Genomic DNA, 23588 nt, shown 5'->3' with positions numbered 1-23588 from the left:
GACTCGTCCGGATATGTCACCACGCGCCCTGAAGCCGCTCCAGCCCGCCGCGACGCCGCCGGAGCAGATCCGAAACTTCTGCATCATCGCGCACATCGACCATGGCAAGTCGACCCTCGCCGATCGCATGCTCCAGATCACCGGTTCCGTCTCCGACCGCGACATGCGGGCGCAGTACCTGGACCGCATGGACATCGAGCGCGAGCGCGGGATCACCATCAAGAGCCAGGCCGTGCGCATGCCGTGGTCGCGCGATGGTGAGGCGTTCGCCCTGAACATGATCGACACCCCCGGTCACGTCGACTTTACGTACGAGGTGTCCCGGTCGCTGGCGGCATGCGAGGGCGCGATTCTGCTGGTCGATGCGGCGCAGGGCATCGAGGCCCAGACGCTCGCCAACCTGTACCTGGCGATGGAGAACGACCTCACCATCATCCCGGTGCTCAACAAGATCGACCTGCCCGCGGCCGACCCGGAGAAGTTCGCGGCGGAGCTCGCCAACCTCATCGGGGGCAAGCCGGAGGACGTGCTCCGGGTGTCCGGCAAGACGGGCGTGGGCGTGGAGGAGCTGCTCGATGCGATCGTGCAGCAGATCCCGGCTCCCGTGGGCGACCCGGATGCTCCGGCGCGTGCCATGATCTTCGACTCGGTCTACGACGCCTACCGAGGCGTGGTGACCTATGTCCGCATGGTGGACGGCAAGCTGGAGCCGCGCGAGCGCATCCAGATGATGTCCACGAAGGCCAACCACGAGGCGTTGGAGATCGGCGTCTCCAGCCCCGAACCGGTACCCACGAAGGGGCTCGGCGTGGGTGAGGTGGGCTACCTCATCACCGGTGTGAAGGATGTGCGTCTGTCGAAGGTGGGTGACACCGTCACCAACGCGCGCAAGCCCGCGGAGTCGGCGCTGCCCGGCTACACCGACCCGAAGCCGATGGTCTTCTCCGGCCTGTACCCGATCGACGGATCCGACTATCCGGAGCTGCGGGAAGCGCTCGACAAGCTGAAGCTGTCGGATGCATCGCTGGTCTACGAGCCGGAGACGTCCGTGGCGCTCGGCTTCGGCTTCCGCTGCGGGTTCCTGGGGCTGCTGCACCTGGAGATCATCACGGAGCGTCTCGCACGCGAGTTCGGTCTCGACCTCATCACCACCGCTCCCAGCGTGATCTACGAGGTCACCACCGACAACAACCAGCACGTCACGGTCACCAACCCGAGCGAGTACCCCGACGGTCGCGTGGCCTCCGTCGCCGAGCCCATGGTGAAGGCCGCGATCCTCACGCCGAAGGACTACGTCGGCACCGTGATGGAGCTGTGTCAGTCCCGCCGCGGCACGCTGCTCGGCATGGACTACCTGTCTGAAGACCGCGTCGAGCTGCGCTACAACGTGCCCCTCGGCGAGATCGTCTTCGACTTCTTCGATCAGCTGAAGAGTCGCACGCAGGGCTATGCCTCGCTGGATTACGAGCCCGCCGGGCAGCAGGAAGCCGATCTGGTGAAGGTGGACATCCTGCTGCAGGGGGAGAAGGTCGACGCCTTCAGCTCGATCGTGCACCGCGACAAGGCGTACGCCTACGGCACGATGATGACCGAGCGGCTGCGCAAGCTCATCCCGCGCCAGCAGTTCGAGGTGCCGATCCAGGCCGCGATCGGCGCGCGGATCATCGCGCGTGAGAACATCCGCGCCATCCGCAAGGACGTGCTCGCCAAGTGCTACGGCGGTGACATCAGCCGTAAGCGCAAGCTCCTCGAGAAGCAGAAAGAGGGCAAGAAGCGCATGAAGATGGTCGGCCGCGTCGAGGTCCCGCAGGAGGCGTTCATCGCCGCCCTCTCCGGCGACGTCGAAGGCAAGGACAAGTAAGAGTTCGCGAACGCGCGCCCACTTCGGTGGGCGCGCGTTCGGCGTCTCCGGCAGCGGGTCGCGGGCGGGGGCACGCGACCGGCATGGATGCCTCCCACAGCCGAGGTCACGTTAGGCTGTACTTCATGCGGCGCGGAACGTTCAGGGACGAGACGGTGGACTATGCCGCCGTCGGAGCGACGCAGGCACCGGATCTGATGCAGTATCCGCCGGAGAAGAGCATCCCCGCCGAGGAGTCCTGGCGTCTCGGCAGCGGTGAGGCTCGCTTCCGGTCCGCGTCGGAGGACCTGCTGAGCTGGGTGGCGCAGAAGGCCGCCGGGATGCAGCTGGAGGACATCCGCCCGGCGTCCGGACCGGTCTACCAGGGCGTCAGCTTTGACGATGAGGGACACCCGATCACCCCCAGTCGCACCGAGGCCGAGCAGCGCTACGACGCCGACGGCACGCCGTACGTCGGCGCCGGCATGACCGTGCGCGCCCACGGACGCGTCGGCGGACACAGCGCCGACGGCGAGTACCGCGTGATCTTCGTCGTCGAGGACAAGCGGCGTGTGGGCTTTGGCCTCGGTACCGTCGGCGACTCGGTCGTCAGCGGTGAGGAGTCCTTCATGATCGAGTGGTTCTCGAACGACGAGGTGTGGTTCACCGTGCGTGCCTTCGACAGCCCACGAGCGTTCCTGTATCGCACCATCCCCGGCCTCACCAAGCGCCGTCGCAAGGCGCTGTTCACGCAGTACCTCCGCGCCATCTCGCCGCTGTACGCGACCACCACGTCCTGATGGGCGGACCCCTCCTCGACGGCGACCCCGTGCCGTCGGACGGCTCGCTGCCGCGTGGCACGCGCACGTCGAGCGATATCGACTTCGGGGTGTACCTGCACGTCCCGTTCTGTCGCGTCCGTTGCGGGTACTGCGACTTCAACACCTACACCGCGACCGAGCTGCGCGGGGCGCGGCAGGACGCGTATGCCGACACCCTGCTGCAGGAGGTGGCACTCTCACGACGTGTGCTGGAGGGTGTCGGGGAGCTGCGCCCGATCAGCACCGTGTTCTTCGGGGGCGGCACGCCCACGCTGCTGCCGGCGGGAGATCTGGCACGCATGCTCGACGGCGTGCGGGAGGCGTTCGGCATCCGAGAGGGCGCGGAGATCACCGTGGAGGCCAATCCCGACACGGTCACCGACGAGATGGTGGCCGAGCTGCGCGCGGCGGGCGTGAACCGCATGTCGATCGGGATGCAGTCCGCGGTTCCGCACGTCCTTGCGGCTCTGGAACGCACGCACGACCCCGCAAACGTGAGCACCGCCGTGGCTGCCGCCCGTCGCGGGGGACTGGACGTGAGCGTCGATCTGATCTACGGCGCACCGGGTGAGTCGCTGGAGGACTGGAGGAGCTCGGTCGAGGCCGCGCTGGCGCTCGAACCGGACCACATCTCCGCGTACGCCCTCATCATCGAGGACGGCACGAAGCTTGCGCGCCAGATCCGCCGCGGGGAGGTGCCTGCGCCGGACGATGACCTGCAGGCGGATATGTACGAGCTGGTCGATGAGCGCCTCGGTGCGGCCGGTTACGACTGGTACGAGATCAGCAATTTCGCGCGCGGCGATGATCACCGCTCCCGTCACAACCTGGCCTACTGGCAGGGCACGGACTGGTGGGGGTACGGGCCCGGGGCGCACAGCCACATCGCCGGCACGCGCTTCTGGAACGTGAAGCACCCCGCGGCCTACGCGCAGCGCCTGGACGCCGGGCTCTCGCCCGCTCACGCCCGGGAGCAGCCTGATGCCGAAGCAGCTCGGCTCGAGCGTGTGCTGTTGCAGTCGCGGATCCGCTCCGGGCTTCCGCTCGCCGAGATCGCGCCGGAGTTCCGCGCGAATGTCGCTGGGCTGATCGCCGATGGACTGATCGAGCCCGCAGCGGCGCTGCGTGAGCAGCGCGTGGTGCTGACGCGCACTGGTCGGCTGCTCGCCGACGCCGTGGTGCGGGCCCTCACCGAGTAGGAGCTAGATCCAGCCCTTGTCGCGCGCGACCCGTGCCGCCTGTGCGCGGTTCTGCGTGCCGGTCTTGCCGATGGCAGAGGACAGGATGTTGCGCACGGTGCCGGCCGACAGGTAGACCTCGGCGGCGATCTGCGCGATCGCGCTGCCGTCGTCGGAAAGGCGGAGCACCTCCTGCTCGCGCTCGCTGAGGGGATTGGCGCCCTCGAACAGGGAAGCCTCGGCCAGTGCCGGGTCGACCACGCGCAGACCGTCGTGAACGCGACGCACCGCGTGCGCGAGCTGAGCGGCGGGCACGTCCTTGGCGAGCAGTCCCGATGCCCCCGCCTCCAGAGCCTCGCGGACGTAGCCGGGGCGGGCGAAGGTCGTCACGATCAACACTCGGGTATTCGGGCTCGCGTCGATGACGAGTCGAGTCGCGGTGATGCCGTCCATGCCGGGCATCTGGATGTCCATCAGACACACATCGGGGCGCAGCTCCCGTGCGCGTTGCGCGGCCTCCGCACCGGTGGCGGCTTCGGCGACCACGGTCAGATCGTCCTCGAGATCCAGCAGCGCGCTCATCGCGCCGCGGACGAGAGCCTGATCGTCGGCCAGGAGGAGGCGGATCGGAGCGTTCACCAGACCACTCCCACGCGTGTGCCGCCGGTCGGTGCGTCCTCGATGGTGAGAGCGGCACCGGCGGCCGTCGCACGCTCCTGCATTCCCCGCACGCCGTTGCCGGCCGCGGCGTGGATCCCGCGTCCGTCATCCTCTACGCGAAGCACGCCGGGTTCGAAGTGGATGCGGACAGTGCCGGCCTGCGCGTGCCGCAGGATGTTCGTGGTCGACTCGCGGAGGATCCAGGCGGCGGGGATCGCCTGCGCGGGCGAGAGGGCGCTGGGCTCTCCGGTCACGGACACACTCACCCCGGCTGACTCCAGCGTCGCCGCGCTCTCGCGAATCTGCTCGTCGAGTCTTGTTCCTCGCAGTCCCGTCGCCGTGGCGCGGACGCCCTGGATGGCATCCGTCGTGAGCGCCACGATCTGTTCGAGTTCCGCGCGAGCGCGTTCCGGGTTGCTCGTGATGAGGCGTTCGGCGAGCTCCGCCTTCAGCTTCACCGCGGTCAGCGTGTGGCCCAACAGGTCGTGCACGTCGCGGGCGATGGCGACGCGCTCATCGGATGCGGCGAGTTCGAGCCGCGCCTTGTCGGAGGCGATGGAGCGTCCGATCAGCCAGCTGGTGACGCTGTTGATCGCGGCCATCAGCAGTACGACGATCAGGATCTGAACGTGCTCCAGAACGCGTCCGCTCAGTGTCGACACCAGCACGGTGATGAGGACGGCGCAGACCGTCGTGACCGGGTGCCACCGCCCCCGCAGCGCATAGGTACCGTACGCCATCAGGTAGGGAACGAAGCTGAGCGCCTGCGTCTCGATCGCGGGCAGCGTGATGAGGGCGCACAGGATCAGCACGCCGAACAGCGCGATCGCCGTGCGCCCCGGTGGCCCCCAGGCCGTGCGCATTCCCGCCATGAATCCCAGGACGTAGACGATAGCGAAGGTGATGGTCGCAACCCACCCCGCCGCGATCCACCCCGGTGCGGCGGGGGAAGAGATGAGTGACAGCACCGGATAGATGAGGAACACCATCCAGACGATCGCCATCAGCCAGCCCCACCGCTCCCACGGAGATGTGTGCGTTTGGGCGCCCGGCTCGGCGTTCGTCATGTGCCCCACCCTACTCAGCGTCACCGACGGCGCCGCGAGCGCAGCACGCCGAACCGCACCAGCAGGACGAACACCGCTGTCCACGCGGCGATGTTCAGCAGCAGCGCCCAGAGCGGATCCTCGCCACCGGCGACCAGCGCCCCCTCGGTGGCGGGCCAGCGCACCAGGGCGACGTAGCCGTACATCGGGGTCCACTTCGCCACGTCCAACATCACGCCCGACAGCGGTACGAACACGTTGCCGAAGAAGCCGAAGAAGGTGATCGAGATCGACGCGAGGGCGGCGGCCGAGTCCGAGTTGAACGCGAGCCCGACGCCGAGGCCGTAGAGCCCGAAGATCAGACCGATGCCCAGTGCCAGTGCCGCCGCGGCCAGCCAGCGCCAGGTGTCCGCCGCCTCGGCGCCGGTGGCGATGCCCGCGATGAAGACCAGCAGCGTGGACAGCGCGGCGAACGAGACCGCGGCCAGCACCTTGGTGAGTGCATAGGTCGACATGGTCATCGGTGTCAGCGCAAGCTGCCGACCCCATCCTTGACCGACCTCCGACGCTGCTAGCGAGCACAGTGAGCTCATGGCCGTGGCGGTGCCATAGGCGCCCATGGACACCATGACGTAGAACGAGACGTTCGCCTGGCCGACGCTCTCGGCGGCGTACGACATGCTGGCGCCGAACAGCAGGTACATCGCCACCGGCATGCCGATGGTGAAGGCGAGCGTGTAGGGGTTGCGAATCTGACGCACGAGCTCGGTGCGAAACAGCGCGGGCGCGACGATGGCGGTCATGACGGTTCCTCCGTGAGCGAGGTGAAGGTGGATTCCAGGGTGGGCGCGGCGATCTCCAGGTCCGTCGCGCCGAGTGCGAGCAGGCGGCCGGCCAGTTCGTCCGACGCCGTGGTGCGCACCGTCAGGCGGTGGGCGTCGACGGTCACATCGGAGACGGCGTCGTCGGCGCGAAGCCGGTCGACAAGCGCGGCGATATCGGTGGCGACGGTTGCCGAGACCGTGCGACCGCCGAGCGACGCCCGCAGCTCGGCGGTGGGCCCATCCGCGACGATCCGGCCTCGATTCATCACCACGGTGCGCCGGGCGAACTGCTCCACCTCCTCGAGATAGTGGGTGGCGAACACGATGGTGCGGCCGGCGTCGGCATCGGCGCGCATGGTGTCCCAGAAGCGGCGGCGCGCCGTGACATCCATGCCAGCAGTCGGCTCGTCCAGCACGAGCACGTCCGGGTCAGGAAGCAGCGCGAGCGCGAACTTGACGCGCTGCTTCTCGCCACCGGACAGCCGGCCGACGCGCCGCTTCGCGAGGCTGAGGAGGTCGGCCCGATCCATCACCTGGCCCGCGCGCGCCGCGACCCCGTGCAGCCCGGCGATGACGTTGACCGTCTCGCGGACCGTGAGGTCGGACAGCAGGCCGCCGGTCTGCAGCACCGCGGACAGCCGGCCGCCGCGGACGGCGGTGCGGGGGCTGGCCCCGAGCACCCGGACATGACCGGCATCGGGCTCGCTGAGACCCAACAGCATGTCGATCGTGGTGGTCTTGCCTGCGCCGTTGGGCCCGAGCAGAGCCGTGACCTCACCGCGCTCGATGCGCAGGTCGATGCCGTCGACGGCGGTCATGAGTTGGGGGCCGCGACCGAAGCGTCGTACTGCTCCGACGACATCGAAAGCTGGCGCTGTTTCGGTCCGTTCTCTGCTGGACCCGGCGGCGGTGTGGAGAGTCATGACTCCAGCCAAGCGCCGCGTGGTGCGCGAGTCAGGAGGGCGATGTCATGAGCTGGAGGTGACGAATGTCATGCGCGATGCTGACCTGCGAGAATGGCCGGATGGATGAGAACCCCGGATCGAGCCTCAGCGCCGAAGTGATCGACGGCACGTTCGACCTGGCCCGCGAGGGCCGCGTGGGTCCGCTCGGCGAGATGCTCGATGCCGGGGTTCCGATCGACACGCGCAACACCCGATCGGACACGCTTCTCATCGTGTCCGCCTACGCGCGCCAGGCCGAGGTCGTGCGCGAGCTGCTGAAGCGCGGGGCCGCGCTGGACATCGAGAACACCATGGGGCAGACCGCGGTGTCGTGCGCGGTGTTCCGCGGTGACGCCGAGATTCTGCGTCTGCTGCTGGATGCGGGAGCGAATCCCGACGTCGGATTCCGCACCGCCGCGCAGATCGCCGAGCAGTTCGGTCAGTCCGAGATGTCGACGATCCTTGCGGAGTACGCCGCGCGCTCCTGAGCGCGGCTCAGCGCATCGCGTCCACCACGGCAGCGCGACGCACCGGCTCGGTGCGCGAGTCGGTGTCGAAGACGCGCGTGAGGCGGTCGGCACGATAGGCCGGCCAGCCTGGATCACCGGTATGCGAGAAGGCCACCCACGCGGCGTGCATCTCGTCGGCCAGTGACTGCGGTGCGTCGGGACCGGCCATGCGCTGCGTCTCCTCGTCGTCGAGCGCGTCGAAGACGAAACCCAGCTCGAGAGCGTGCGCGGCGCGCAGATCCCGCACCGGGCTCTGCCACGCGAACTCGTACACGAACGTGGGAGCGGGCCGGGCAGCGGCCACCCGGAGCATCGGCGCGCGCAGCAGGTATTCCGTGGCAATCTGTCCGAACACCTCGCCGACGGACGCGTTCGGCCACACCCTGCGGCAGGCGGCGACGGCGGCCCCCGGGATTCGCAGGGCGAGGCGGGCGAGGAGAAGCTTGGTGGCCGTGATCGTCTTCAGCGCGGCAGGCGGGAACCAGAGACGGTACTCGTCCGTGTTCGTGCCGATCAGTAGCGGGACGTCCACGTCGACGATCGCGGTTTCCGGTTCACGGGGCATCTCGTCGGACAGCGCGAGGGCGAAGGCCGGCGCGCCGCCGAGCGGGGAAGACCCGGCGGCTTGTGCAACTCGCGCGGCCACGATCGCCTCGGGCTCCAGCTCGGCGAACGCCGCGCTCGTCGGCGCCACGCCGAGGCGCTTCGCGAGGGCGCGCGTGACGCGCCCCGCCTTCTTCGGCTTCTGCGCGGACAGCGGCCCGGACTGGATGATGGCGCCGGCCGCGAGCTGTCGCGTGTCCGGCATCGACAGCAGAGCCGCGACAAGCGCTCCGCCGGCTGACTCACCCATCAGCGTGATGCGCGCGGGGTCCCCGCCGAATGCGGCGATCTCGTCGTGCACCCAGCGCAGTGCAGCGGCGGCGTCTGCGACCCCCAGGTTCAGCGGGGCGTCGTCGTCGAACACGGAGAAGCCCTCCGAGCCGAGCCGGTAGTTGATGGAGACGAAGACGATTCCGTCGCGGGCGAAGGGCGTGCCGTCATAGGTGGACAGCGCGGCGGTGCCGCGTTCCAGGGCACCCCCGTGGATCCAGAGGATCACGGGCGCGGCATCGGCGTCGGTCGGTCGCCAGACGTTCGCGGTCAGGATGTCGTCTCCAGGGATCGCGACGGAACCCAGCAGCTCCGCGGTCGCCCCCTGATAGGGCGCCTGCGGTGCGGTGGGTCCGAAGGCGAGCGCATCGCGCACGCCCTCCCACGCCGGAACAGGCTGGGGGAGGCGGAAGCGGTTCGCACCGAAGGGTGCAGCCGCGTACGGAATGCCCAGATACCGCTCTACGTCGCCCGTGCGGGCGCCACGAACCGCTCCGGCGCTGATGACTCGGGTGACATCGAGGTCGCTCATTCCGCCATGCTAGTTGCACAGGTGCGACACGCGTCAGTCGTGATCCGTCGAGTCGAAGCGCGCACCCAGCCGAAGTCGGTAGAATTGGCACTCAGAGCATTCGAGTGCCAGCAACAGAGGAGGCGACATGGTCACCGAACGCGGCCTGCGCGTCCTCCGAGCCATCGTCGAGGACTACGTCGACACCAACGAGCCCGTCGGCAGCAAGTCCATTGTGGATCGACACCACTTCGGCGTCTCCGCCGCCACGATCCGCAACGACATGGCCCTGTTGGAGGAGGAGGAGCTGATTGCGGCTCCACACACCTCGTCGGGTCGCGTGCCCACCGACAAGGGCTACCGGATGTTCGTCGATCACCTCGCGGAGCTGCGGCCGCTCACTGCCGCCCAGCGAACGGCGATCACCTCTTTCCTCTCCGACCCCGCGGATCTCGACGACCTCCTCGGGCGCACCGTTCGCCTGCTCACGCAGCTCACCGGGCAGGTGGCGCTCGTCCAGTACCCCTCGTTCGCCCGCGCCACGGTGACGCACGTCGAGATCGTGCGCATCGCCGAACGTCGTGTGCTGGTGATCGTCGTGACCGATACCGGACGCGTCTCGCAGCGCGTGGGTGGCATCAGCGAGGACATCGACGAGGCTGACACCGGTGTGCTTCGCGCCCGGCTCAACACCCTCATCACCGGGCACTCCGTCGGCCGCGCCGCCGAGCGGCTCGCGGCAGAGGCTCCGGCGGCCGCCGAACTGCGCTCGGTGTATCACGACGTCGCCGCGCTCGTGGCGGAGGAGCTGGACGAGTTCCGCCAGGATCGCCTGGTCATGGCGGGTGCTGCGACCCTCGCTCGCCGCGAGCAGGACTTCCGGGGCAGCATCCATCCGCTGCTGGAGGCCATCGAGGAGCAGGTCACGCTGCTGCGGCTGATGGGCGAGATGACGGCCGGGGAGAACGGCTTGGCGGCGAGCATCGGACGCGAGAACGCGTCCTTCGGACTTGCGGAGGCAGCCGTGGTCGCCAGCGACTACGACGCCTCCGGATCGAGCGCGCGCGTGGGACTCATGGGCCCCACGCGCATGGACTACTCGAGCAACCTCGCGGCGGTGCGGGCCGTGGCCCGCTACCTCACGCGACTGCTGGACGAAGACGAATCGCGCCGCTGAGGCGCACGGGGACCGTCCCCAAGAAAGGTGACTGTGGCCGACCACTACGAAGTCCTGGGCGTCTCGCGAGAGGCCAGCCCGGAGGAGATCAAGAAGGCGTACCGACGTCTGGCGCGTCAGCTCCACCCCGATGTGAACCCGTCCGCGGACGCGGAGGAGAAGTTCAAGGAGGTCACCCACGCCTACGACGTCCTGAGCGACCCCGAGCAGCGTCGCCGCTACGACATGGGCGGCGATGACGCCTTCGGCGGCGGTGGCTTCGGCGGATTCGGCGACATCTTCGAGACGTTCTTCGGCGCGGCCGCCGGCGGCGGCGGACGCGGCGGACGACCGCGGTCGCGTCGTGAGCGGGGCCAGGACGCCCTGGTGCGCGTGACGCTGGAGCTGGGTGACGTGATCTTCGGTGTGCATCGCGACATCGAGGTGGACACCGCCGTGCTGTGCGAGACCTGCCAGGGCTCCTGCTGCGCCCCCGGCACCTCGCCGCAGACCTGCGACATCTGCCACGGCACCGGCCACGTGCAGCGACAGGTCCGCAGCCTGCTCGGCAACGTCCTCACCACCCAGCCGTGCAACGTGTGCCAGGGCTACGGCACCACCATCCCGAGCCCGTGCGCCACCTGTGCCGGTCAGGGGCGTGTCCGTTCGCGTCGCACGGTGGGACTCGACATTCCTGCGGGCGTGGAGACCGGACTGCGGCTGCAGCTTCCGGGATCCGGCGAGGTCGGTCCCGCCGGTGGCCCCAACGGGGACCTCTACATCGAGGTCACTGTCGCCCCGAACGCGGCGTTCTCCCGTGATGGCGACGATCTGCTCGCCACACTCGAGGTATCGATGACCGATGCGATTCTCGGCACCGAGACGCGCATCGAGTCCCTCGATGGTCCCGTCGACCTGGAGATTCGTCCGGGTCTGCAATCCGGGGACGTCCTCACCATCAAGGAGCGCGGCATCACCCCGCTGCGTGGGAGCCGACGAGGCGACCTCCGTGTCGGCGTCCAGGTGGTCACGCCGACGCGCCTGGACGCGAAGCAGCGTGCCCTCATCGAAGACTTCGCCGCACGCACGAAGGCGCCGACCCCCAAGCTGGCCGAGTTCCAGCAGGGCCTGTTCTCCAAGCTCCGCGATCGCTTCCGGTCCCACTGATGGTTCTACACTTCCTCGTCGAGGATCCGGCCGAGCTCGCGGGCGATGATGTCGTGCTGACCGGTGCCGAGGCGCATCACGCCGCGACCGTGCGGCGGGTGCGGGTCGGTGAGTCGGTCACGATCGGCGACGGTCAGGGGGCCTGGCACACCGGCGAGGTCACCGAGGTCGCGCCGAAACGCGTCGCCGTGCGCGTGACGTCCCGGTCCACGGTGCCCGCCGCGAGTCCGCGCCTCGTGCTCGTGCAGGCTCTCGCGAAGGGCGATCGAGACGAGCGCGCGATCCAGGCGGCCACCGAGCTCGGTGTCGACGAGATCGTGCCGTGGCAGGCCGCGCGCAGCGTGTCACGCTGGGATGCGGCCAAAGCAGCGAAGGGCGTCCAGCGATGGGCGAGCATCGTTCGCGAGGCCGCGAAGCAGGCGCATCGCCCGTGGCTGCCCTCCGTGAGCGATCCGATCAGCACCGCTCAACTCGCCCGTCGCGCCGATGAGGCGCTCATCGTGGTGTTGGAGCCGAGCGCCGACGCCCCTCTGACCGGCGTCGACCTCGCCGGTGCGAGGGAAGTCGTCCTTGTTGTCGGTCCCGAGGGGGGCATCGCACCTGAGGAACTCGCGGCGCTGGGCGATGCCGGCGCGCAGATCGTGAAGCTGGGAGACACGGTGCTTCGTACGTCGACCGCCGGTCCCGCTGCCCTCACCGTGGCCGCCGTCTCCCTGGGCCGCTGGTGAGAGCGGCCGTTAGACTGACCGCATGAGCGAGCCCTCCGTCTTCACCCGCATCCTGAACCGCGAGATCCCCGCTGAGATCGTTGCGGAGACCGATCGCGTGTTCGCCATCCAGGACATCGCTCCGCAGGCGCCCGTGCACCTGCTCGTGATTCCGAAGACGGCGGAGTACCGCGACGTGACCGAGCTCGCCGCCGCCGATCCTGCCCTCCTCGCGGAGCTGGTGGCCGTGGCGAAGAACCTGGCAGATGAGCGCTGCGGCGGGCAGTTCCGCCTCATCTTCAACACCGGCGCGAATGCCGGACAGACCGTCTTCCACGTGCACGCGCACGTGCTCGGGGGAGACCTGGAGGAGAAGAGCCTCGTTGGCTGACGAAAACACCGCGACCGTACGCATCCTGGCGGATGGGGTCGCCATGGTCCGACTTCTCGGACCGCAGGACCGACTGCTGCGCATGATCGAGAAGGAGCACCCCTCCGTCGACGTGCATGTGCGCGGCAACGAGATCACCCTCAGCGGCGAGCCCGCTGCCGTGACCGCGGCGAAGGGGCTGGTCGACGAACTGCTCACGATGACCCGCGATGGACAGGACCTGGCACCCTCGGACGTCGCCACATCGGCGCGCCTGATGAACACCGAGGGCGGACCACGTCCCTCCGAAGTGCTCTCGGAGCCGATCCTCTCCTCGCGCGGACGTGTGATCCGTCCGAAGACACTGGGCCAGCGCGACTACGTCGACGCGATCGACGAGAACACCATCGTGTTCGGCATCGGACCGGCCGGAACCGGAAAGACCTACCTCGCCATGGCGAAGGCCGTGCAGGCGCTGCAGCGCAAGGAGGTCGATCGCATCATCCTCACCCGCCCCGCGGTGGAGGCCGGCGAGCGACTGGGCTTCCTGCCCGGCACTCTCACCGACAAGATCGACCCGTACCTGCGCCCGCTCTACGACGCGCTGAACGAGATGATCGACCCGGAGATCCTTCCGAAGCTCATGGCCACGGGAACGATCGAGGTGGCGCCGCTGGCGTACATGCGTGGCCGCACGCTGAACAACTCCTTCGTCGTGCTCGACGAGGCGCAGAACACCACCCCCGAGCAGATGAAGATGTTCCTGACACGCCTCGGCTTCGGCACGAAGATGGTGGTCACCGGCGACATCACTCAGGTAGACCTCCCCGGTGGCACCAGCGGCCTGCGGGTGGTCACCCGCGTGTTGGCTGACATTGACGACATCCACTTCGCCCGCCTCACTAGCGACGACGTCGTGCGTCACAGCCTGGTGGGCCGGATCGTGGACGCGTACAGCGCCTACGACGAGAAGCGCACCGCCGCGCGTCACGAGCGCGAGCAGGCGGCCGAGTTCGCCAACCGCGCCGAGCGCCGCGGCACCCGGCCGGCGGGCCCCCGAGACCGACTCCCCAAGCGAGGCTGACATGATCGAGATCAACAACGAATCCGGAGTCGAGATCGACGAGACGGTGTTGCTGCGCCTCTCCGAGAACAACCTCGCGCAGTTGCACATCAGCCCGGACGCCGACATCGCCATCGTCCTCGTGGACGAGGGCGCCATGGAGGCCCTGCACGTGCAGTGGATGGACGAACCCGGCCCCACCGACGTGCTGAGCTTCCCGATGGACGAGCTGCGCCCCGGAACGCCGGATCGTCCCACGGACCCCGGGCTGCTCGGCGACATCGTGCTGTGCCCGCAGGTGGCCGAGACGCAGGCCGCGCAGGCGAAGCACTCGCTGATGGACGAGCTCATTCTGCTCACCACGCACGGCACCTTGCACCTGCTGGGCTTCGATCACGCGACGCCCGATGAGGAGCGGGAGATGTTCGGTCTGCAGCGCGAGCTCATCGCCGCATTCCACTCCGCCGAACGACGACACCGATGACCCCCTTCATCCTCCTGGCGCTGGCGGTCGTCCTGGTCGCCGTGGGCGGTCTGATGGCCGCCCTGGACGCCGCGCTGTCTGTGACCAGTCGCTCGGCACTGATCGAATGGAGCCACGAGGGTCGGCGGGGTGACGCGTTGCGGCGCATCGCGGACGACCTGCCCACGCACGCGAACGCCGTGGTGTTCCTGCGTATCCTCACCGAGACCGCGGCCGCGGTGCTCGTGACCGCGGCGTTCATGGTGTTGTTCGACAACATCTGGTGGGCGATCCTGGCGGCCGCAGTGCTGATGACGCTCATCTCGTTCGTGCTCGTGAGCACCTCGCCGCGCAGCGTGGGCCGACAGCACGCCACGGGACTGCTCCGCTCGGCCGCAGGTGTCGTCCGTCTGTCGCGCATCATCCTCGGCCCGCTCTCGCACGCGCTGGTCGCCTTCGGCGATCGCGTGACTCCGGGGGTGACCCGCGGCGCATCCTTCACCTCGGAGGATCAGCTGCTCAGCATGGTCGACGAGGCCGCAAGCCATGACCTCATCGAAGAGGATGATCGCGAACTCATCCACTCGGTCTTCGACTTCACCGACCGCTTCGTCCGCGCCCTCATGATCCCGCGCACGGACCTCGTGACGCTGGAGGACGGCGCCACCGCACGTGAGGCGATGGACCTGTTCCTGGAGACCGGTGTCTCGCGCGTCCCTGTCGTCGACGGCGACGAGGTGCTGGGCGTGCTGTACGTCAAGGACCTCGTGCGCGCCGCGTACGGTCAGGACGGTGCCGACGTCTGGGATGCTTCCGCTCGCCCCCTCGCGCGGCGTGCGGTGTTCGTGCCGGAGTCCATGAAGGCCGAGACCCTGTTGCAGCAGATGAAGCGCGATGCGATTCACGTCTGCATCGTGGTGGACGAATACGGCGGCGTCGCAGGCCTGGTCACGCTGGAGGATCTCATCGAGGACCTCGTGGGCGATATCTCCGACGAGTACGACAAGGAGTGGAGCGAGGTCACGGATCTCGGCGATGGCCGATATCGCGTCAGCGGTCGCTCGCTTCTCGAGGAAGTCGGCGAGCTGTTCGACCTCGAGATCGAGGACGACGAGGTCGACTCCATCGGCGGGCTGCTCGCGAAGGAGCTCGGTCGCGTCCCGGAATCCGGTGCTTCGGCCACCGTGCAGGGCGTGACGATCACCGCCGAGCACGGCCGCGGTGGTCCCCGAGACCTTGCCACCTTCATCGTCGAACGCGCAGAAGAACCAGCAATCGAGGCGGAGCCGCGCACGCGCGACACCCCCGTGATCAGGAAGGCCGAGTGATGCGCAGCGGTTTCGTCACGTTCGTCGGACGTCCCAATGTCGGAAAGTCGACTCTCACCAACGCTCTCGTGGGGGAGAAGGTCGCCATCACCAGCGCCAAGCCGCAGACCACGCGTCGGGCCATCCGGGGTATCGTCAACCGCCCCGTCGGCCAGCTCGTGATCGTGGACACCCCCGGCATCCACAAGCCGCGGACCCTGCTCGGTCAGCGTCTCAACGACCTCGTGGAGCAGGTGCTGGGCGATGTCGACGTGATCGCCCTCTGCGTGCCGGCGGGGGAGAAGGTGGGCCCCGGTGATCGTCGTATCGCGGCGTCGCTGGACGGCTACGGGCGGGCGAAGAAGGTCGCGATCGTCACGAAGACCGATGACGCGTCCAAGGACGAGATCATGGAGCGGCTGATGGAGGTGGACTCGCTGCGTGAGGACTGGGCGGCCGTCATCCCGCTGTCGGCCGTGAGCGGCGACCAGCTCGACGTGCTGGCCGACGAGCTCCTCCAGCTCATGCCGGAGGGTCCCGCGCTCTATCCCGAGGGGATGACCACCGACGAGGCGATCGAGGATCGAATCGCCGAGATCATCCGTGAGTCGGCACTCGAAGGCGTGCGTGACGAGCTGCCGCACTCCATCGCGGTGACGATCGAGGACATCTCCGAGCGGGAGGACTCCGATCTGACCGACGTGTTCGCCAACATCGTCGTGGAGCGCGACAGTCAGAAGGCGATCATCATCGGTCGCAAGGGCTCGCGGCTGAAAGACGTGGGTGCCCGCGCCCGCGCACAGATTGAGCCGCTGCTCGGAACGCGGGTCTTCCTGTCGCTGCACGTGCGCGTCGCCAAGGAATGGCAGCGAGACCCGAAGCAGCTCGGTCGCCTCGGCTTCTGAGCCCTCGCTCGCAGTTGTGATCACAACGAGAAAATTTGATCGTGGAAAATGTTGGTGAGCCGACACTGCGTCGGATAGTGTGAGATCACTCCACACCGGAGGGCATCTGCCGCTTCGCTGTGGGGCGACGAGACGCATATTGCGTGGGGACGCTGGGGGTGTCTCGTCACGCCGGGGCGGAGGATGATCTTCCAAAGCCCCGGCTTCAACTTTTTCCGGGGCACTTCGCCCACCGCAGATCTCACGCCGCGTCCCGATCCGCGAGTGTGGATCCCGTGTGCCTGGACCCGGGGCTCTGGATCCCGCGTTCTCCGATCCGCGTGTGGATCCGCGAGTCTGGATCCCGCGAGACTTCCGTGTGTGGGTGAGAAACACCGCAACGCGCCGATTGTCGCCCACAGAGGGAAGTGTCGCGGAGAAAAGAGTGCGTGTTAGCATGGCTCCATGCGCATGGGTGTGCTCCTTCTTAGCCGCCGCGACGAGACCTTGATCTAGGGCCTTCCTCGTCGCGGAGTCTGGCGTTGGCCCGCACATCTGCAAGAGAGAAGCGAAGCCATGAAGAACACCCAGCAGCCGTCGTCCATGCCGATCCACAAGTACCGTCCGTATAGCGAGATCATCAACGTCGATCTGCCCGACCGCACCTGGCCGGCGAAGCAGATCACGGAGGCACCGCGCTGGTGCGCGGTCGACCTGCGTGACGGCAACCAGGCACTGATCGACCCGATGAGTCCCGAGCGCAAGAAGGTCATGTTCCTGCTGCTCGTCGAGATGGGCTACAAGGAGATCGAGGTCGGCTTCCCGTCGGCCAGCCAGACCGACTTCGACTTCGTCCGCGAGCTGATCGAGGAGAACCTCATCCCGGACGACGTCATCATCCAGGTGCTGACCCAGTCGCGTGAGCACCTGATCTCCCGCACGTTCGAGGCGATCGCCGGGGCGAAGCAGGCCATCGTCCACCTCTACAACTCGACCAGCATCCTGCAGCGCGACGTCGTGTTCCGCAAGGACAAGCAGGGCATCATCGACATCGCCCTCGAAGGTGCACGCCTGTGCCGCGAGTACGAGAAGCGCATCCCCGAGACCGCGGTGTACTACGAGTACTCGCCCGAGAGCTACACCGGCACGGAGCTGGAGTTCGCGGTCGACATCTGCAACCAGGTCATCGAGATCTTCGAGCCGACCCCCGAGCGCAAGGTGATCATCAACCTGCCCGCCACGGTCGAGATGGCAACTCCCAATGTCTACGCCGACTCCATCGAGTGGATGGGCCGACACATCAACCACCGCGAGAACGTCATCATCTCGCTGCACCCGCACAACGACCGCGGCACCGCCGTCGCCGCAGCGGAGCTGGGCTACATGGCTGGCGCCGACCGTATCGAGGGCTGCCTGTTCGGTAACGGTGAGCGCACCGGCAACGTCGACCTGGTGACGCTGGGCGTCAACATGTTCACGCAGGGCATCGACCCGCAGATCGACTTCAGCGACATCGACCGCATCAAGCGCACCGTGGAGTACTGCAACCAGCTGCCCGTGCCCGAGCGCAGCCCGTGGGGTGGCGACCTGGTCTTCACCGCGTTCAGCGGATCTCATCAGGACGCCATCAAGAAGGGCTTCGAAGCGATGGCCGCCACGGCGGCCGAGCGCGGCGTGTCGGTGGATGAGCTGGAGTGGGCCGTTCCCTACCTGCCGGTGGACCCGAAGGACCTCGGGCGCTCCTACGAGGCGGTCATCCGCGTCAACTCGCAGTCCGGCAAGGGCGGTGTGGCCTACCTGCTGAAGACCGACCACGCACTGGACCTGCCGCGCAAGCTGCAGATCGAGTTCTCCGGTGTGGTGCAGCAGAAGACCGACGAAGAGGGCGGCGAGCTCACCAGCAACCAGATCTGGGAGATCTTCTCCGACGAGTACCTGCCTGCCGACGACGCCGAGCAGAAGTGGGGACGTTTCGAGCTGCTCGCCACCCGCACCGCCAGCGACATGACCGGTGATGTCATCCTCGACGTCACGATGCGTGACGGCGACGAGAAGATCGAGGCCCACGGCGTCGGCAACGGCCCGGTTGCGGCGTTCCTCACGGTGGCCAACGAGGCCGGCTTCGACATCACGCTGTACGACTACGTCGAACACGCGATGAGCGCGGGCGGCGACGCTCAGGCAGCGGCTTATGTCGAACTCTCCGTCAACGGCGACCGTCTGTGGGGTGTGGGCATCGACGGCGACATCTCGACGGCATCGCTGAAGGCGATCGTCTCCGCCGTGAACCGCTCGATCCGCACGCGCGAGCTGTCGGCAGCACTGGTCTGACATTCGAGACGAAACGGGCCCTGGCGATCGCCGGGGCCCGTTCTCGTGTGCGTCAGTCGTCGGTCGGCTTCACGATGCGGATGACGCCCGTCTCGGCGGCGACCTTGCGGCGGTGGAGCATCCGCTGCTCGGGAAGCGACAGGTCGAAGATGACGGCGAGCAGCCGCACGCCGGCGGTCACCACGATGCCGAGGATCGCCGCGGGAGCGAACGCCATGCCGAAGGCGTTGGCGACCACGATCGCGACACATCCGACGCCGGCCGCGACCGCGTAGAGCGACCCCACGTGCATCACGGCCACCGGGAGTCCCATGATCACGTCGCGCAGCACCGATCCGCCGACCGCGGCGCAGACGCCGACGAAGATCGCGGGGACGACCGGGAGGCCCATCCCCAGCGCCTTGGTGGTTCCGAAGGCACCGAACATGCCGATCGCGAAGGCATCGAGGACCACGATGATGGCATTCGCCCGGTGCAGGAGGCCGGCCAGCAGCATGCCGACGAGGGACGCACCGCTGGCGGCGATCAGATACCAGTTGCTCTGCAGGGTGGCCGGCGGTACTCCCAGCATGAGGTCGCGGATGAGACCGCCGCCCATGCCCACCAGCACGCCGATCAGTGCGACGCCCAGCAGGTCCAGGCGACGTTGACCTTGGAAGCCGGCGGCGAACATCGCCCCCTGCAGGCCGCCCAGACCGACGGCGGTGAGGTCCGCCCACAGCGGGATCATGAACGCATCCGGTGTCACTCCTCCATTCTCGCCTTCTGCGGGCACGCGTGCGGCCCTGCGTCCGACCGTGTCCGGCAGGCGGGGATAGGTTGGGCGCATGCCGATGCGCCACACGAGACTCTCCGACACCAGCACCGAGATCACCACGGGACTCGAACGGATCCGCACCGAGCTGGCGTTGCCGGAGGGATTCCCGGACGCTGTCGAGCAGGAGGCGGCTGCTTCCGTCGCGTCGGTCGCCCTGCCGGACGCCGACCTCACCGACATCGAGTTCGTGACCATCGACCCGGAGGGATCGCGCGATCTCGATCAGGCGCTGCACATCGCATCGGACGGCGGCGGGCACGTCGTCCATTACGCGATCGCTGATCTCCCCGCGGTCGTACCGGCCGGAGGCGCCGTCGACATCGAGTCCCATCTGCGCGGGCAGACGCTCTACGCACCCGACGGCTCCGTGCCGCTGCACCCGCGCATCATCAGCGAGGACGGCGCGAGTCTGCGGGAAGGGCGCGTGCGCTCCGCGTACGTCTGGCGGATGCAGCTCGACTCCGACGGAAACACCACGCACACCACGCTGCGGCGGGCGCGCGTGCGCAGCCGGTCCCAGCTGTCGTATCGCGAAGCGCAAGAGCGGATCGCGGCCGGCGACGGACTGCTCGCACCACTGCGAACCGTGGGGGAGCGACGCCTGCAGCTGGAGACGGCGCGCGGCGGGGCATCGCTGGACATGCCGGAGGAGGAGATCGTCCACGCGCACGGCTTCTGGCGCATCGAGCGGCGCGACCTCCTGCCGGTGGAGCAGTGGAACGCCCAGATCTCGCTGATGACCGGCATGGAGGCCGCGAACATCCAGCTCGCGGCCGGTGCCGGCATCATCCGAACGATGCCGCGTCCGGCGGAGTCGGATGTCGACCTCTTCCGCGCCCAGGTGGCGGCTCTCGGGCTGGTGTGGGCCGCGAACCAGACCTACGGCGAGTTCTTGCGCGGACTGGATCGTGAGCGGCCCACGACGCTCGCGGTGTTGAGCGCGGCCCGGCGACTCTTCCGCGGCGCGGGATACCGGGTGATCGACGGACCGCTATCCGAAGCAGACGCCGTGCACGCGGCGATCGGCGCGCCCTACGCGCACGCGACCGCACCCCTGCGTCGCCTGGTGGATCGCTACGTCCTCGCGCACTGCGAGGCACAGGCGAACGGGACTCCGGTCCCCGTCTGGGCCACGGCAGGGCTCGCCGAGCTCCCCGGCATCATGCAGCGCACCGGCCAGCTCGCGGGACGACTCGAGCGCGAGTCCCTCGACGTGGTCACGGACGCGATTCTCGCCCCGCTGGTGGGACATCGTTTCGACGCGATCGTGATCGAACAGCGCGGTGAGAAGCCGGCGCGGATCGAACTGGTGGCCCCGCCGCTGGAGACGGACGCCCGCGTCACCGCGCCGGCCGGTGCGCGCATTCGTGTGAAGCTGGACAGCTTCGACACGGAGAAGGGGCTGCCCACGTTCGTCGCGGCGGACGACTGACCCGTGTCTGCGGCCTCACTGTCGGAGGTGCGACCGATAATGGACTGTGCCCACCTATCGAGATGAAGCCGTCGTGCTGCGCACCCACAAGCTGGGTGAGGCGGACCGCATCGTCACGATGCTGAGCCGCCGTCACGGCAAGATCCGCGCGGTGGCCAAAGGCGTTCGGCGCACGTCGTCGCGGTTCGGTGCGCGTCTGGAGCCGTTCATGGTGGCCGACGTGCAGCTCTACGTCGGGCGCTCGCTCGACACCGTGCAGCAGGCGGAGTCCCTCGGATCCTATGGCGCAGAGATCGCTGTGCACTACGACCGCTACACTGCCGCGCACGCCATGGTGGAGGCCGCTGACCGATTGGGGGATGCCGAAGCCACCGCACAACAGTACGTGCTGCTTGTCGGCGGGCTCCGCGCCCTGTCGCGTGGCGAACACGCCCCGCGATCGATCCTGGACTCCTACCTGCTGCGCGCGATGTCCCTGTCAGGATGGGCACCGGGACTCGACGACTGTGCCCGCTGTGGCGATCCGGGCCCGCACCAGATGTTCATGGCGCAGGCCGGCGGCATGGTGTGCCGATCCTGCGCGCCGGCCGGAGCCGCGCGTGTGGAGCCTGCCACCATCGACCTGCTGCGCGCCCTCATCCGCGGCGACTGGGAGCAGATCGATGCGGCCTCCCACCGCGAGCACGCCGCTGCCGCTGGGCTCGTGGCCGCCTACACCCAATGGCATCTGGAGCGTGGAATCCGCTCCCTGGCACACGTGGAGACTCCGTGACCCCGAAGCCCTACACGCATCGCGACGCCGTCGCGTATCGTCCGGTCGACTGGACGGGTGAATACCCGCCCGCGTATGCCAAGGGCAGTGTTCCCCAGCACGTCGCGGTCGTGATGGACGGCAACGGCCGATGGGCGAATCGTCGCGGGCTGTCTCGGATCGAGGGGCATAAAGCGGGGGAAGCCGCGCTGCTGGATGTGGTCGCGGGTGCGCTGCAAGCCGGTGTGAAGCACCTGTCGGTCTATGCGTTCTCCACCGAGAACTGGGCGCGCTCGCCCGAAGAGGTCCGCTTCCTGATGGGCTTCAACCGTGATGTGCTGCACCGTCGGCGCGACCAGCTCAACGAGTGGGGAGTTCGCGTGCGCTGGGCGGGACGTCGGCCGCGACTCTGGCGCTCGGTGATCTCCGAGCTCGAGTACGCCCAGGAACTCACCAAGCACAACTCGGCGCTCACCCTGACGATGTGCGTGAACTACGGCGGCCGGGTCGAGATCGCCGACGCGGTGCGCTCGATCGCCGATGACGTGTCCGCCGGGCGGCTGCGACCCTCCGCCGTGACGGAGAAGCTGATCGCGAAGCGGTTGTATCAGCCGGACATGCCCGATGTCGACCTGTTCGTTCGCTCTTCGGGCGAGCAGCGCACGTCGAACTTCCTGCTGTGGCAGTCCGCGTACGCGGAGATGGTGTTCCTCGATACGCTGTGGCCCGACTTCACCCGCCGCGACCTGTGGCGCGCGATCGACATCTATACCGGTCGTGACCGCCGCTTCGGCGGTGCCGTCGACGCCCCGGACGCCTCCGCCTGACGGGGGAGAGGGCTCAGGGGAAGACGAGCTCGGCGTCGGTGTAGAGGTACAGTCGCTGCAGCGACGTGCCGAAGGGCTTGAGCGCGAGGCAGGACTCGTCCGTGGTGCAGCGCGACACCGGGTCATCCTCGGAGTAGATCCGGAATGCGTCGATCTTCAGCCGGAGGTCCTGACCCTCGACGTTGGCGTCCAGATCGCGACCCGGGTACCCCACCGCGTAGCGGACCGCGTTGGCGTCGTAGCCCATGCCGATCCACGCGGCGCGCACGAGAGATCCGACAGCACCGTGATCGGAGTGATCCGGGCGACGCGGGTCGTCGCCCACGTGCATCGTCGCCTCCGTGGGCACGAGCGTGATCAGCTGGCTCGGCTGGAAGGCGGCGATGATCTCCTGCACGCTTGCCAGCAGCTGATCGCGTGTGACGACCGCGCCCGTGTCCACCTGGGTCATCTCGGAGATCGTCCCCGCGTTCATGGACGCCAGTGACGCGCGCCCGGTGGCGTCGAAGCCCGACCCGTTGAGGTTGCCGTCCGGGAGGCGGAGGAGCGTGATGGTGAGGCGCGCATCGTCGGCGGGGGCGATGACCGTGGCGTGCATCCCTGTGAGGAGCGTGACCTCGCGCGTGGTCCACTCGACCCCCGACACCCCGCGCATCGCGTCGTACGCGTTGCGGAGTCCGCGCTCGCGACCCTCGACGTAACCCATGCCCTTGCCGGCGTCCCCGGCGGTGAGGAAGACGGTGTGCACGCACTCGCCGGAACGGAGAGCCGTGATGAGCTGAGGGTTGGCGAACAGCAGGTCGTCGTCGTAGTGCGCCATGATCGACACGGTCGTGGGAGCGCCATCCGGGCAGGGAGCGGCGAGGGGCGACACTGGCTGCGGTGCCTCGGTCGGCGTCACCTCGACCGTGGGTGTCGGAGTGCTCGTGGGGGCGGCGGGGGAAAGCGGCGGGATCACGGGCGCACTCGCCGGGGTCGCACATCCGCCGAGGACGAGGGCTGCGACGATGGCCGCTGTGCCGAAACCCGCTCGTATCGCTCCACGAATTCGTCCTCTTCCTGACGCGCCGGTCCTCACGGTCCGATCTCCCCCTGATAGCACTCTCA

General features: G+C 68.3%; 23 protein-coding genes. 16 read left to right on the top strand and 7 right to left on the bottom strand.

The annotated features are described in order from the left end of the window. The first annotated feature begins 13 nt into the window (after window positions 1-13). From lepA to hemW, 3 genes are all read left to right on the top strand, one after another. Window positions 14-1861 carry a translation elongation factor 4 gene (gene lepA / locus ABTV68_RS12570; protein WP_433674027.1) on the top strand — a complete coding sequence of 616 codons (1848 nt, stop codon included), beginning with the start codon at window positions 14-16 and terminating at the stop codon, window positions 1859-1861. 125 nt (window positions 1862-1986) lie between these two features. Then, window positions 1987-2640, top strand: a complete 654-nt coding sequence (locus ABTV68_RS12565; protein WP_433674026.1) for a DUF1990 family protein — start codon at window positions 1987-1989, stop codon at window positions 2638-2640. After that, window positions 2640-3860 carry a radical SAM family heme chaperone HemW gene (gene hemW, locus ABTV68_RS12560; RefSeq protein WP_433674025.1) on the top strand — a complete coding sequence of 407 codons (1221 nt, stop codon included), beginning with the start codon at window positions 2640-2642 and terminating at the stop codon, window positions 3858-3860. The genes ABTV68_RS12565 and hemW overlap by 1 nt, the downstream gene beginning before the upstream one ends. 3 nt (window positions 3861-3863) lie before the next feature. Here hemW and ABTV68_RS12555 read toward each other — a convergent pair whose 3' ends face one another. From ABTV68_RS12555 to ABTV68_RS12540, 4 genes are read right to left on the bottom strand one after another with little or no spacing between them, the layout of a single operon-like run. Beyond that, window positions 3864-4478 carry a response regulator gene (locus ABTV68_RS12555; protein WP_433674024.1) on the bottom strand — a complete coding sequence of 205 codons (615 nt, stop codon included), beginning with the start codon at window positions 4476-4478 and terminating at the stop codon, window positions 3864-3866. Next, window positions 4475-5566: a sensor histidine kinase gene (locus ABTV68_RS12550; protein WP_433674023.1), complete on the bottom strand. Its 1092-nt coding sequence runs from the start codon at window positions 5564-5566 to the stop codon at window positions 4475-4477. Before ABTV68_RS12550 ends, ABTV68_RS12555 begins: the two co-directional genes overlap by 4 nt. 20 nt (window positions 5567-5586) lie before the next feature. Beyond that, window positions 5587-6348, bottom strand: coding sequence for an ABC transporter permease (locus tag ABTV68_RS12545; RefSeq protein ID WP_433674021.1), 762 nt, complete (start codon window positions 6346-6348; stop codon window positions 5587-5589). Next, window positions 6345-7292 carry an ABC transporter ATP-binding protein gene (locus ABTV68_RS12540; RefSeq protein WP_433674020.1) on the bottom strand — a complete coding sequence of 316 codons (948 nt, stop codon included), beginning with the start codon at window positions 7290-7292 and terminating at the stop codon, window positions 6345-6347. Before ABTV68_RS12540 ends, ABTV68_RS12545 begins: the two co-directional genes overlap by 4 nt. 101 nt (window positions 7293-7393) lie before the next feature. Between ABTV68_RS12540 and ABTV68_RS12535 the strand changes: the two genes are divergently transcribed. Continuing rightward, complete coding sequence (locus ABTV68_RS12535; protein WP_433674019.1) at window positions 7394-7801, top strand: ankyrin repeat domain-containing protein; 408 nt, start codon at window positions 7394-7396, stop codon at window positions 7799-7801. A gap of 7 nt (window positions 7802-7808) precedes the next feature. Here ABTV68_RS12535 and ABTV68_RS12530 read toward each other — a convergent pair whose 3' ends face one another. Beyond that, window positions 7809-9227: a carboxylesterase/lipase family protein gene (locus tag ABTV68_RS12530; RefSeq protein ID WP_433674018.1), complete on the bottom strand. Its 1419-nt coding sequence runs from the start codon at window positions 9225-9227 to the stop codon at window positions 7809-7811. A gap of 127 nt (window positions 9228-9354) precedes the next feature. Here ABTV68_RS12530 and hrcA point away from each other — a divergent pair, with 127 nt between their 5' ends. The 9 genes from hrcA (at window position 9355) to leuA (ending at window position 18654) form a co-directional block, all read left to right on the top strand. Beyond that, window positions 9355-10383 carry a heat-inducible transcriptional repressor HrcA gene (gene hrcA / locus ABTV68_RS12525; protein WP_433674017.1) on the top strand — a complete coding sequence of 343 codons (1029 nt, stop codon included), beginning with the start codon at window positions 9355-9357 and terminating at the stop codon, window positions 10381-10383. A 33-nt stretch (window positions 10384-10416) separates the two neighbouring features. Continuing rightward, on the top strand, window positions 10417-11529 hold the full coding sequence (gene dnaJ / locus ABTV68_RS12520) for a molecular chaperone DnaJ (protein ID WP_433674016.1): 1113 nt from the start codon (window positions 10417-10419) through the stop codon (window positions 11527-11529). Then, on the top strand, window positions 11529-12257 hold the full coding sequence (locus tag ABTV68_RS12515; protein WP_433674015.1) for a 16S rRNA (uracil(1498)-N(3))-methyltransferase: 729 nt from the start codon (window positions 11529-11531) through the stop codon (window positions 12255-12257). The genes dnaJ and ABTV68_RS12515 overlap by 1 nt, the downstream gene beginning before the upstream one ends. 22 nt (window positions 12258-12279) lie before the next feature. Then, window positions 12280-12627 carry an HIT domain-containing protein gene (locus ABTV68_RS12510; protein WP_433674014.1) on the top strand — a complete coding sequence of 116 codons (348 nt, stop codon included), beginning with the start codon at window positions 12280-12282 and terminating at the stop codon, window positions 12625-12627. A gap of 43 nt (window positions 12628-12670) precedes the next feature. Next, window positions 12671-13690: a PhoH family protein gene (locus tag ABTV68_RS12505; protein ID WP_433677605.1), complete on the top strand. Its 1020-nt coding sequence runs from the start codon at window positions 12671-12673 to the stop codon at window positions 13688-13690. A gap of 1 nt (window position 13691) precedes the next feature. After that, on the top strand, window positions 13692-14153 hold the full coding sequence (gene ybeY, locus ABTV68_RS12500; RefSeq protein ID WP_433674013.1) for an rRNA maturation RNase YbeY: 462 nt from the start codon (window positions 13692-13694) through the stop codon (window positions 14151-14153). After that, the gene (locus ABTV68_RS12495; protein ID WP_433674012.1) at window positions 14150-15460 is read left to right on the top strand and encodes a hemolysin family protein; all 1311 of its coding nucleotides are present in this window, start codon (window positions 14150-14152) and stop codon (window positions 15458-15460) included. The genes ybeY and ABTV68_RS12495 overlap by 4 nt, the downstream gene beginning before the upstream one ends. Continuing rightward, entirely contained in the window at window positions 15460-16344 is an 885-nt protein-coding gene (gene era / locus ABTV68_RS12490; RefSeq protein ID WP_433677604.1) for a GTPase Era, read from the top strand. The genes ABTV68_RS12495 and era overlap by 1 nt, the downstream gene beginning before the upstream one ends. A gap of 555 nt (window positions 16345-16899) precedes the next feature. Next, the gene (gene leuA / locus ABTV68_RS12485; RefSeq protein ID WP_433674011.1) at window positions 16900-18654 is read left to right on the top strand and encodes a 2-isopropylmalate synthase; all 1755 of its coding nucleotides are present in this window, start codon (window positions 16900-16902) and stop codon (window positions 18652-18654) included. Between the two features lie 52 nt (window positions 18655-18706). Here leuA and ABTV68_RS12480 read toward each other — a convergent pair whose 3' ends face one another. Beyond that, window positions 18707-19402 carry a trimeric intracellular cation channel family protein gene (locus tag ABTV68_RS12480; protein WP_433674009.1) on the bottom strand — a complete coding sequence of 232 codons (696 nt, stop codon included), beginning with the start codon at window positions 19400-19402 and terminating at the stop codon, window positions 18707-18709. A gap of 79 nt (window positions 19403-19481) precedes the next feature. On the opposite strand from ABTV68_RS12480, the gene ABTV68_RS12475 reads away from it, so the two are divergent. The 3 genes from ABTV68_RS12475 to ABTV68_RS12465 are packed head-to-tail and all read left to right on the top strand — an operon-like array spanning window position 19482 to window position 22481. Continuing rightward, window positions 19482-20903, top strand: coding sequence for an RNB domain-containing ribonuclease (locus ABTV68_RS12475; protein ID WP_433674008.1), 1422 nt, complete (start codon window positions 19482-19484; stop codon window positions 20901-20903). Between the two features lie 46 nt (window positions 20904-20949). After that, window positions 20950-21675 (top strand): DNA repair protein RecO, encoded by a 726-nt coding sequence (gene recO, locus ABTV68_RS12470; protein WP_433674007.1) that lies wholly within the window; start codon window positions 20950-20952, stop codon window positions 21673-21675. Beyond that, window positions 21672-22481 carry an isoprenyl transferase gene (locus tag ABTV68_RS12465; protein ID WP_433674006.1) on the top strand — a complete coding sequence of 270 codons (810 nt, stop codon included), beginning with the start codon at window positions 21672-21674 and terminating at the stop codon, window positions 22479-22481. The genes recO and ABTV68_RS12465 overlap by 4 nt, the downstream gene beginning before the upstream one ends. Before the next feature lie 13 nt (window positions 22482-22494). On the opposite strand, the gene ABTV68_RS12460 is transcribed toward ABTV68_RS12465, so the two are convergent. Next, the gene (locus ABTV68_RS12460) at window positions 22495-23439 is read right to left on the bottom strand and encodes a PIG-L family deacetylase (RefSeq protein WP_433674005.1); all 945 of its coding nucleotides are present in this window, start codon (window positions 23437-23439) and stop codon (window positions 22495-22497) included. Window positions 23440-23588 lie beyond the last annotated feature (149 nt).

Source organism: Microbacterium gorillae (assembly GCF_050990725.1).
Classification (GTDB): domain Bacteria; phylum Actinomycetota; class Actinomycetes; order Actinomycetales; family Microbacteriaceae; genus Microbacterium; species Microbacterium gorillae_A.
This window is presented reverse-complemented; position numbering and strand designations above follow the sequence as displayed.